We start from the raw sequence: 11,970 nt of genomic DNA on the forward strand, positions 1-11,970 counted from the left end.
AATGGAAACCCTGACGCGTGTCGTTGGGGTTTTTTATTTAATTTTATTTAAAAATATTAAAGCGAAAAATACTAATACAAAGTCATATGATAACAGAGTTTGATTTAGATAAAAATGAATTATACCAAATTCTTTATGAAAAAGGAATAAAGAACTTGTACCATGCAAATACTATAGCAACATCAATTACTTTTTTAAACCAAAGATCTCTTTTATCGCGAAAGTATGTAGAAGATAATCATTTATTTCAAACAGGGCAGTACTCAGATGCAAAAGATAAAAAATTTGAAATTTGGGATGGGATTTTTTTAGATGCTATGGATATTCATACTGAATTTAAAAGGCGAAATAAATATGGTCCATTTTTATTTTCTTTTGATATTTCTTTAATTAAATCAGAATATATAAAAACTGTTAGGGTTACAAAAGTAAATCCCGTGCATTGGAATTCGCAACAAACAGAAAAAGATTGGTATTATTCTGATTTAGTTGAATTTAAAGATAATTATAAAAAAGGTAACAAGTATAGAGATGTGGGATCAATGATAATTTTAAACAATATTGAAGGAAAACTTCCTTTACGTCCTTTCCTAAACAAATTTATACTAGATAATCCCAATGTTTCTGTTAATAATAACAATAGTTTAAAATATTTAGCTGACATAATAGGTGATGAGCTTTTGAAAATAATTGCGGAAAATGAATTCAAAGATGTAGAGAAAGAACTAAGACATAGAAACAGTATAATAAACTGTACTTGTTGGTCTCAATATAAAAACTTGAATCAAGGAACTTTAATCGAATTAAGAAAGCTTTTCCATCCAGCACCTTAAATTGATTTGATAAGACTCATTATACTTACGAAAATTAAATATTATCATCCATAAAACCCTAAATTTCTCACAACCTTTAAGCATTACGACCAAAAAAATAATTAGATTTAAAAAATATTAAAAGCAGGAATCTTCAACTAACCAATTATGAGCAAAATTATATCGCATTCTCTTTTTACTGATTTTGATATCGACCTTTTTAAGGCTGGAAAACACTTCAGGTTGTATGAAAAATTGGGGGCACATCTTACGGAAGTGAATGGCGAGCAGGGTGTTTACTTTGCGGTTTGGGCGCCTTCGGCTAAGAGTGTTTCGGTTATTGGCGATTTCAATTCTTGGGATGGGAGCGAGGATCAGCTGGAAGTGCGATGGGACAGCTCGGGCATCTGGGAGGGTTTTGTTCCGGGGGTTCAGAAAGGGGCGGTTTATAAATACAGGATTCGCTCTTTTAATAATAATGCCTTGACGGAAAAGGCCGATCCTTTTGCTTTGTTTTGTGAGCATCCGCCTCAAACGGCTTCGATTGTTTGGGATTTGGATTATCAATGGAAGGACAGCAAATGGATGAAATCTCGAAAGGAAACCAATGGGCTTGACAGGCCGTATTCGGTTTATGAGGTGCATCTTGGTTCTTGGAAACGCCACGAAACGGAAGACCGTTTCCTGACGTATCGGGAGTTGGCCGAAGATTTGGTGAACTATGTAAAGGAAACTGGATTTACGCATGTGGAGCTGATGCCGGTTATGGAATATCCGTATGACCCGTCCTGGGGGTATCAGTTGGTGGGGTATTTTGCACCTACTTCGCGTTTTGGAACTCCACAGGATTTTATGTATTTGGTCGATCAATTGCATCAGGCTGGAATCGGTGTGATTCTGGACTGGGTGCCTTCGCATTTTCCGGATGACGGGCACGGTCTGGGGTATTTTGACGGTTCGAATTTATACGAACATCCTGACAGAAGAAAAGGCTATCATCCGGACTGGAAGAGTTTGGTTTTTAACTACGGAAGGAATGAGGTTCGGGCTTTCCTGATCAGCAATGCAATTTTTTGGTTGCAACATTATCACGCCGACGGGCTTCGTGTGGATGCCGTGGCTTCGATGCTTTACTTGGATTATTCAAGGGAAGAAGGTGGTTGGGAGCCTAATATTTTTGGTGGAAGGGAGAATCTCGATGCCATAAGTTTCTTGAAAGATTTTAATGAGGCGGTTTATACCAATTTTGAAGGCGTACAGACGATTGCCGAAGAAAGTACGGCTTTCCCGATGGTTTCGAGACCTACCTTCCAGGGTGGACTTGGCTTTGGGATGAAGTGGATGATGGGGTGGATGCACGATACTTTGCAGTACTTTAAACGGGAAACGATTTACAGGAAATACCATCAGAATGATTTGACGTTTTCGATGACCTACGCGTTTTCGGAGAACTTTATGTTGCCGATTTCGCATGATGAAGTGGTGCACGGAAAGTATTCGGTTTTGGGAAGAATGCCGGGCGATGAGTGGCAACAGTTTGCGAATCTGCGATTGCTTTACAGTTATATGTTTACGCATCCGGGAGCGAAATTATTGTTTATGGGTTCGGAATTCGGGCAAAGACGCGAGTGGAATTTTGAGGGAAGCTTGGATTGGAATCTGTTGGAATCTAAATTTCATTCGGGCATCAAAAACGTGATTACCGATTTGAATGCACTTTATAAATCAAATCCTTCGATGTATGAAAAGCAGTTTTCGTCCGAAGGTTTTGAGTGGATCAGCTATGACGACCATCAGAATGCGGTGGTGGCTTTTATTAGAAAAGGAAGCAATCCGAAAGGCGATGTGATTGTGGTTTGCAATTTTACGCCCGTGGTTCGAACGGATTACAGAATTGGGCTTCCGAGAAAAGGGAAGTTGGTTCAAATTTTCAACAGTGATGATGAACGTTACGGTGGAAGTGGCGTTACCAACGAAGCCAAAATAAAAATTGACAAGGAGGAATACCACGGAAGGGCGTTTTCGGCATCATTGGTGCTACCGCCTTTGGGTGTTGTGGCTTTTAAAATTTCATAAATTAAAGTTAACCATATAAGTCATATAAGTTCATATAATTACTTTGGCTTGAAAATCTTAAATGCCTTATATGGCAAAAAATAAAAAATGTTTAAAAAAATTATTATTCTAGCTGTTCTATTATCGTCGATGGTTTCTTTCTCGCAAGGAAATGATAGTGTAAATGCTTTTAAATTGCAACGAGAGGCAGAATTGTCAAAGGTTCTTAAAAAAGGTTTTAAGCCCTTAAATGATTTGGAAAACTTATTCAATCCAACTGAAGCCGAAAAGTTGCAGGAAATGCTTGTTGATTTTAAAAAGGAAACGGGTATAGAAATATCGATCTTTACGATTGGCAGTGGCTTTACGACAAAAGAAAACTTTGAAAACTTTACGTCGGGGCTTACGAATTTCAGCAATTCTACTTCTGATAGAAAGATGAATGTCAATATCTCGAAAGAATTTAGAAGAATCAGGATTCATAATTCGAATGAACTGATTAAATTGATTTCTGATGAAGAAGTGAAAGCAAAAGTGGATTCTTTCTTTGTTTCCAGTTTTAAGGAGGGCAAGTATTTTGAAGGGACTTTCTTCGGAGTAAAATCACTGATGGAACTTATCCAGACCAAACTCAAAAAATAACTTAATTATCAAAAACCGAAAACGTTGTCGTTGAAAACTACTTGCTTACAATTGGTTAAAGAAGAAGGCAACTTTGTAAATTTGGCTTTTACCATTTAAATAAAAATAAATGATTACAAATACAGAATTAGAAAATAAGGGAGATTTATATCCATCCAAGATTGTTTCGTTTACGCAAGAAGTCAACTCCTTTGATTTTCATTCCGATAACAGTGTGATTTTAAGGGTTTCGGTGTTGCGCGACAGCCTGCTCCGTTTTCGATATACTACAAAAGGCTATTTCAGCAACGATTTTTCATATGCCATTGATAAAGGCCAATCCCACGGCTATAATTCTTTGGAGCTGATAGAGTCAGAAGATCATTACGAAATCAAGACCAGCAAGGTGAGTTGCATCATTCAGAAAGAAACGATGAAAATTACTCTTTTTGATTTGGACGGAAACTGTATTTTAAAGGACGAGCAAGGATTTCATTGGGAAGAAAACTATCATTTTGGTGGAAACATCGTAAAAATGAGCAAGTTTTCGGAAGATGGGGAAAGCTTTTACGGACTTGGCGACAAGGCTTCGCACTTTAATTTAAAAGGTAAAAGGGTAGAGAATTGGGCAACCGATCAATATGCTTTTCACAAGGATCAAGAGCCTTTGTATAAGGTGGTTCCATTTTATATTGGCTTGCAAAACAACAAGGCTTATGGTGTTTTCTTTGATAATACCTTCAAGACATTCTTTGATTTTTGTGCCGAAAGAAGAAATATAGCCAGCTTTTGGGCCGATGGTGGTGAGATGAATTACTATTTTATCTACGGACCGCAAATGGAAGATGTGGTAACGACTTACACGCATCTGACAGGAAAGCCAGAATTACCGCCACTTTGGGCTTTGGGTTACCATCAATGTAAATGGAGCTATTATCCGGAAAGCAAGGTTAAAGAGGTGACGAGCAAGTTCAGGGAGCTTCAAATTCCGTGTGATGCCATTTATTTGGACATCGATTATATGGATGGTTTCCGATGTTTTACTTGGAATAACGATTATTTTCCAGATCCAAAAAAGATGGTGGCCGAATTGGCAGAAGATGGTTTCAAGACTGTTGTCATCATCGATCCAGGTATCAAAATTGACAAGGAATATTCGGTTTATGCCGAAGGAATTGCAAACGATTATTTCTGCAAAAGAGCCGATGGCCCTTACATGAAAGGTAAAGTTTGGCCAGGAGAATGCAATTTCCCAGATTATACCAATCCAGAAGTTAGGGAATGGTGGGCAGGATTGTTCAAGGAATTGATTTCGGATATTGGTGTAAAAGGCGTATGGAACGATATGAACGAACCAGCCGTTATGGACGTTCCGGGGAAAACATTTCCGATGGATGTTCGTCATAATTACGACGGAAATCCTTGCAGTCACCGAAAAGCGCATAATATTTATGGAACACAGATGGCACGCGCCACTTATGAAGGTGTGAAGCGATTCTCGTATCCGAAAAGGCCATTTATTATTACACGTTCGGCTTATTCTGGAGCGCAAAGATATACATCGTCTTGGACAGGTGACAACGTGGCAAGCTGGGAGCATTTATGGATTGCCAACATCCAGATGCAACGAATGTCAATTTCTGGAATGGGCTTTACAGGCTCCGATATCGGCGGATTTGCAGAACAGCCTTCTGGCGAATTATATGCGAGATGGATTCAATTGGGGGTTTTTCATCCATTCTGCAGAACACATTCTTCCGGACATCACGGTAATCAAGAACCTTGGTCGTTTGACGAAGAGGTGATTAATATCACCCGAAAGTTTGTTGAATTGCGTTATCAATTGCTTCCTTATTTGTATACCATGTTTTGGGAATACATCAATGATGGCGCGCCCTTGTTGAAGCCCTTGGTATATTTTGACCAAGAAGATCCACAGACACATTATAGAACGGATGAGTTTATTTTTGGAAACCAGATTTTGGTTTGCCCGATTTTAGAACCAAACGCTATCGGACGAAGAATGTATCTTCCTAAAGGAAATTGGTACAACTACTGGACAGAAGAAGTCGTGGCAGGAAAGAAAGAGTTTTGGGTAGGAACCGATTATGATCAGATTCCGATTTTCATTAAAGAAGGTGCCATTATTCCAAAGTATCCGGTTCAGCAATATGTTGGCGAATTGGAGTTTGAGGAAATTACACTTGATGTTTATTTCAAATTGGGCAAGGAAAAATCGATGCTTTATGAAGATGCTCAGGATGGTTATGATTATAGCAAAGGGCGTTTCAGCTTGTCTACTTTTAATTTAAGAGGAAAGGAAAACGAACTGATTATCCAACAGCACATTGAAGGAAAATTTGAAACGAATTATAAAAAATTCAAGATTGTTTTACACGGATTGCCTTTTGAAATTGCTAAAATCCAATTTGATAATGATGAAACATCATTAGAAAGCGCACAATTTGATGGCAAAAACACCTTGTTTATTCATAAAGATTTCACAGAACTTCATATTGTTGGGAAATAGAAAAATGTGTATTTTTACTGCAAAAACAAAAACACTATGAAAAAATACATTTATCTAGGAAGCGCTACTTTGATGCTTGCAATTGCATTTTCTTGCGCTACAAATCCTGTTACAGGAAAAAAAACGATGGCATTTGTGTCCAACGACGAAATTTTTGCCTCTTCTTTCAGTCAATATGGTACTTTCTTAAAAGAAAATAAAGTTATTTCTGGAACTGCCGATGCGAAAATGGTAGAAAGAGTGGGTGCAAAAATCAGAGCCGCTGCTGAAAAACTATTGAAAGCAAGAGGAACTTCAGATGCTTTGCAAGGTTATGCTTGGGAATATAAATTGGTGGATAATAAAGAAGTAAACGCTTGGTGTATGCCAGGAGGAAAGATTGTTGTTTATTCAGGAATTTTACCAATAACAAAAGACGAAGCAGGTTTAGCAACGGTTATGGGACACGAGGTAGCTCACGCTTTGGCCAATCATGGTCAGCAAAGGATGAGTGCTGGTTTGGCACAGCAACTAGGTGCAGGTGTTGCACAAGCAGCTGTTGGAAATAAAAGTGCTGAAACTCAGGCTCTGGTAATGCAGGCTTATGGAGTAGGTAGTAATGTTGGTGGAATGTTGCCTTTTAGCAGAAGCCACGAATCAGAAGCAGATGAAATTGGATTGACTTTGATGGCAATCGCTGGATACAATCCGGATGTTTCGGTTGCCTTCTGGGAAAGAATGTCGGCAAAATCAGGAGGGGGAGCTCCGGCAGAGATTTTAAGCACACACCCTTCTGATGCAACAAGGATTGCAAATCTAAAAAGGTTAATTCCTCAAGCAAAAGCAGATGCTGCAAAATTTGGAGTTACATTTAAATAAAAATATTATCTTCGAACCACGCAAAAAAGCGTGGTTTTTTTATGTCTAAAAATTAGCATCTATGGCACATCTTGAAAAGGGAAGTAAAAAGTTAATGAACGCTTGGGCTTTCTACGATTGGGCAAATTCGGTTTATACGTTGGTTATTGCTTCTGCGATTTTTCCCCTTTATTACGGAGCACTTTTCAAAATAAAAGGAACCAATTATATTGATGCTTTTGGCACAACCATAAAAAGTTCGGCACTAATAAGTTTTGTAACCGCAGGAGCTTTCTTAGTAGTAGCCATTATATCACCACTGCTTTCAGGTATTGCGGATTATGCAGGAAATAAGAAAACCTTTCTACAGTTTTTCTGCTATTTAGGAGCTTTGTCGTGCATAGGATTGTTTTGGTTTGATTTAGAACAGATTTACATCAGTCTGACTTGTTATTTCTTTGGACTGATTGGTTTCTGGGGAAGTATTGTATTTTACAATTCGTATTTACCTGATGTGGCCTATCCTGAACAACAAGATAAGCTCAGTGCTAGAGGATATTCCATGGGATATATTGGGAGTGTGGTTTTGCTGGTGTTCAATTTGGCGATGGTTTTACTTCCAGAATCTTTCGGTTTTAGTGGAACAGAAGGAGAAATGGCTATGAAGGCAATGCGTTTTTCATTTGTTACAGTAGGTATCTGGTGGATGTTATTTGCACAATATACATTCTATTATCTGCCAAAAGGAAACAACGGAAATAAATTGACAAAGTCGGTATTCTTCAATGGTTTCAAGGAATTGAAAAAGGTTTGGAATCTATTGGGAGAAAATCTGATCCTTAAAAAATATCTGTTTAGCTTCTTTGTTTACAGCATGGCTGTTCAAACATTTATGCTGGTAGCAACTTACTTTGGAGAACAAGAAGTTTTATGGGGCTCTGATAGTGAAAAGACCAGTGGTTTGATTACTAGTATTTTATTAATTCAATTGATAGCAGTTTTAGGTGCTATTTTAACATCTAGAGCAGCAACAAAATTCGGAAACATAATTGTATTGATTGTCATTAATTTTATGTGGTTGATTCTATGTATAACAGCCTTTTTTGTTCAAACTCCATTAGAATTTTATATTGAGGCTAGTTTTGTAGGTCTTGTCATGGGAGGAATTCAATCCTTATCACGTTCTACTTATTCTAAATTTCTACCTTCAACAAAGGATACAACTTCATTCTTTAGTTTTTATGATGTTTCTGAGAAAGTCGGAATTGTAATCGGTATGGCTATTTTTGCAATTATCGATCAAATTACAGGAAGCATAAGAAGTGCGGTCATATTTTTAGCCTTATTTTTTATCATCGGAATATTTTTATTATTTAGAGTTCCGAAAAAAGTATTGGATAAGGAATAAAAAAATTATATTTGAAAAATTAAATTAATGTTATGAAAAAGACTAAATTCTTATCCCTTTGTTTGTTAGTGGTTACTGCTTTCAATTTTATCTCATGCTCCGGCGATGTGGAGCCTTTGGATCCAGCAGTAGAATTAAATCCAAATCCACCAGCAGGATCGTTTTTTAAAGTAGATTTTAGTGGTCAAACTTTTGAAGCAAACACAACTGTTGCCTATGTTGCCAGTGGAAATATCTTAATTTCTGGAGTAAAATCGTCAGGGCAGACTATTAGTATTGCGCTTGATGGAGCCACTGTTGGGACATACAATACCGATACCCATATAATTTCCTATTCTGCAAGTCCAAATTCAGAGTATGATTATGTGAATTTTAATGAATTGCCAGATGGTAATTATGTTAGCAACGGTACGGTTGTGATCACAGAAATTAATATGGATACCAAAATGATTTCTGGAACATTTGCATTTACAGGACATTGGTCTGATTTTACAGATGAAAATCCACCTGCTCCAATAGAATTTACAAATGGATCATTTAAAATTCCTTTTACTTCTTCAGGTAACCCAGTTGAAGGAGATAGCTTTACAGCAAAAGTAAATGGAGCTGCATTCGTAGGTGAGGTGATTACAACTGCTTATGCATCCTCAGGTGAATCAGCTTGGATCACTATTAATGGAAAAAATACGGCCCAGAATTCAATTTCTATCAATATAAATGATGATGCTGAATTGGGAACACATGCAATCGTAAATGAATTTGGCAGCAATGCGAAAGCATCTTACCAGATTGGAAATGCTGAAAGTTCAGATGCAACTTCCGGATCGCTAACAATCATCAGCAAAACAGATGATCGAATAAAAGGTACTTTTCAGTTTACAGCTGTAACGGGACAAGCAATCACAGAGGGAGCTTTTGATGTAGAATATTAATAACAAAACCCTTAATGACATATATAATCCCGATTCGTCGGGATTTTTTTATGGCATAAAGATTGACTTTAATAATAGAATATTCAACTAATATTCTTAAATTAGGTTGATATTCAATGAAGTAAACATTAAGCCTATATTAATTTATAGTGCAGGTGTTTTTTGTATAATGACAAAATGACTTAAATACTATATGTCGAATCAAAAGATCATAACCATTGACAACTTGTCACTACAGGAATTCGATTCTGAAGCGGAGTTAATCCCGTTGTTGACCCCAGAAGACGAAGAGGAAATGAACAACGAAGAACTTCCTGAAGACTTACCGATACTACCTTTGCGGAATACCGTTCTATTTCCCGGAGTTGTAATTCCGATTACCGCTGGTCGTGATAAATCAATTAAGTTGATTAATGATGCCAATGCTGGAAATAAAATCATCGGAGTTGTTTCTCAGATGAACGAGGAAGACGAAGATCCTACGCAAAATGATATCAATAAAGTGGGTACCGTTGCGAGAATCTTGCGCATCCTTAAAATGCCAGATGGAAACATTACCGTTATCCTGCAAGGAAAAAAGCGTTTTGAAATAGATACTATTACAACCGAAGTTCCCTATATCAGAGCAACCATAAAAGAAGTTCCAGAAAAGCGTCCTAAAAAAGGCGAGAAGGAATTTAATGCAATCATAGATTCATTGAAAGAATTGGCAACTCAAATTATTCAAGAGAGTCCGAACATTCCAACGGAAGCTACCTTTGCAATAAAAAACATCGAGAGTCAATCATTTTTGGTGAATTTTGTTTCTTCAAATATGAATCTTTCAGTTAAAGAAAAACAAGACTTGCTTGCTATCAATGACTTAAAAGATAGAGCTTTAGAAACGTTGCGTTTTATGAACTTAGAGTTGCAGAAACTCGAATTAAAAAACAATATCCAATCAAAAGTTCGTTTTGATTTGGACCAGCAACAGCGTGAATATTTTTTACATCAGCAAATGAAAACCATCCAAGAAGAACTGGGTGGCGTTTCGCATGAAGAAGAAATTGAGGAGATGCGCCAAAAGGCGAAAACCAAAAAATGGGACGAAAAGACGCAAAAGCATTTCGAGAAGGAATTGTCGAAAATGCAACGAATGAATCCGCAGGCTCCTGATTTTGGCATCCAAAGAAACTACCTTGAATTGTTTCTAGAATTGCCTTGGAATCATTTTTCAAAAGACAAATTCGATTTAAAGCAAGCCCAGAAAGTTTTGGACAGAGATCATTTTGGTTTAGAAGATGTAAAAAAGAGAATGATCGAGCATCTGGCAGTTTTAAAATTGCGTAACGATATGAAATCACCGATCCTTTGCCTGACTGGACCTCCTGGAGTAGGAAAAACTTCCATCGGTAAATCGGTTGCCGAAGCTTTGGGTAGGGAATATGTGCGTATTTCCTTAGGTGGTTTGCGTGACGAAGCTGAAATTCGTGGGCATAGAAAAACCTATATTGGAGCGATGCCTGGTAGAATCATCCAAAGTTTGAAAAAAGCAGGAACATCCAATCCAGTTTTTGTATTGGATGAAATAGATAAATTGTCAAGCAGCCACAATGGTGATCCTTCGTCAGCATTGCTTGAAGTTTTAGACCCTGAGCAAAACAAGGAGTTTTACGACAATTTCCTTGAAATGGGTTATGATTTATCAAAGGTGATGTTCATAGCGACGTCAAACAATATGGCAACCATTCAGCCTGCCTTACGCGATAGGATGGAAGTTATCAAGATGTCCGGTTATACCATCGAAGAAAAAGTGGAAATTGCCCGAAAACATTTGCTTCCAAAACAATTGAAAGAACACGGTTTAACAGCTAAACACTTGACTGTTGGTAAAAAACAATTGGAATTAATTGTAGAAGGTTATACACGCGAATCGGGTGTCAGAGGTTTAGAGAATAAAGTCGCACAGGTAATTCGTAACGTTGCAAAATCGGTTGCAATGGAAGAGGAATACAATGTAAAACTTACAGACGAAGACGTCATAAAAATTCTTGGCGTTCCAAGGATGCAACGCGATAAATCTGAAAGCAATGAAGTGGCCGGAGTGGTTACAGGATTAGCTTGGACGAGCGTTGGTGGTGATATATTATTCATCGAATCCTTGATATCTAAAGGAAAGGGCAGTATGACCATGACCGGAAATTTAGGTACGGTTATGAAAGAGTCCACTACAATTGCCTTGGAATATATCAAAGCAAATGCAGAAAAATTAGGTGTTGACCCAGAAGTTCTTACGAAATACAATGTTCACATCCACGTTCCGGAAGGAGCAACTCCAAAAGATGGTCCTAGTGCAGGAATTGCAATGTTAACGTCTCTTGTTTCTGTTTTCAAACAAAAAAGAATCAAGAAAAACCTTGCCATGACGGGTGAAATTACGTTACGCGGAAAAGTGCTTCCTGTTGGTGGGATCAAGGAAAAAATCCTTGCAGCTAAAAGAGCGAACATCAAGGAAATCATTCTTTGTCACGAAAACAAACGTGATATTGATGAAATCAAGCCAGAATATGTGGAAGGTTTGACTTTTCATTACGTAAAAGAAATGAGCGAAGTTTTGGACATAGCCATTACCGACCAAAATGCTAAAAACGCTAAAATATTGAATTAAAGTAATTTGCTAATTTATATTTACATAAAAAGTTTAATCCTAACCGATTAAACTTTTTTTTTCAGCCTTGCAATAATTTTTAATTCCTCATTTTTAATTTTTAATTGCAACTGAAAAAAATAATATCT

General features: G+C 37.4%; 8 protein-coding genes. All 8 read left to right on the plus strand.

The annotated features are described in order from the left end of the window. Positions 1 to 86: 86 nt before the first annotated feature. The 8 genes from ACI6PS_RS01680 to lon all read left to right on the plus strand — a co-directional run bounded on the left by ACI6PS_RS01680 (position 87) and on the right by lon (position 11,842). Positions 87 to 833 carry a hypothetical protein gene (locus tag ACI6PS_RS01680; RefSeq protein WP_421010805.1) on the plus strand — a complete coding sequence of 249 codons (747 nt, stop codon included), beginning with the start codon at positions 87 to 89 and terminating at the stop codon, positions 831 to 833. Positions 834 to 980: 147 nt separating this feature from the next. Beyond that, entirely contained in the window at positions 981 to 2,888 is a 1,908-nt protein-coding gene (gene glgB / locus ACI6PS_RS01685) for a 1,4-alpha-glucan branching protein GlgB (RefSeq protein WP_421010806.1), read from the plus strand. 87 nt (positions 2,889 to 2,975) lie between these two features. Continuing rightward, positions 2,976 to 3,509 carry a TPM domain-containing protein gene (locus ACI6PS_RS01690; RefSeq protein WP_421010807.1) on the plus strand — a complete coding sequence of 178 codons (534 nt, stop codon included), beginning with the start codon at positions 2,976 to 2,978 and terminating at the stop codon, positions 3,507 to 3,509. A gap of 109 nt (positions 3,510 to 3,618) precedes the next feature. Further along, a complete protein-coding gene (locus ACI6PS_RS01695; protein ID WP_421010808.1) occupies positions 3,619 to 6,018 on the plus strand; it encodes a glycoside hydrolase family 31 protein in 2,400 nt (799 codons plus the stop codon). A 36-nt stretch (positions 6,019 to 6,054) separates the two neighbouring features. Further along, positions 6,055 to 6,876: a M48 family metallopeptidase gene (locus tag ACI6PS_RS01700; protein WP_421010809.1), complete on the plus strand. Its 822-nt coding sequence runs from the start codon at positions 6,055 to 6,057 to the stop codon at positions 6,874 to 6,876. A gap of 61 nt (positions 6,877 to 6,937) precedes the next feature. Continuing rightward, positions 6,938 to 8,263, plus strand: coding sequence for an MFS transporter (locus tag ACI6PS_RS01705; protein ID WP_421010810.1), 1,326 nt, complete (start codon positions 6,938 to 6,940; stop codon positions 8,261 to 8,263). Positions 8,264 to 8,295: 32 nt separating this feature from the next. After that, on the plus strand, positions 8,296 to 9,195 hold the full coding sequence (locus tag ACI6PS_RS01710; protein ID WP_421010811.1) for a DUF6252 family protein: 900 nt from the start codon (positions 8,296 to 8,298) through the stop codon (positions 9,193 to 9,195). Positions 9,196 to 9,388: 193 nt separating this feature from the next. Then, a complete protein-coding gene (gene lon / locus ACI6PS_RS01715; protein ID WP_421010812.1) occupies positions 9,389 to 11,842 on the plus strand; it encodes an endopeptidase La in 2,454 nt (817 codons plus the stop codon). Positions 11,843 to 11,970 lie beyond the last annotated feature (128 nt).

The sequence above is a fragment of the Flavobacterium sp. PLA-1-15 genome (genome assembly GCF_049060005.1).
Taxonomy (GTDB): Bacteria; Bacteroidota; Bacteroidia; order Flavobacteriales; family Flavobacteriaceae; genus Flavobacterium.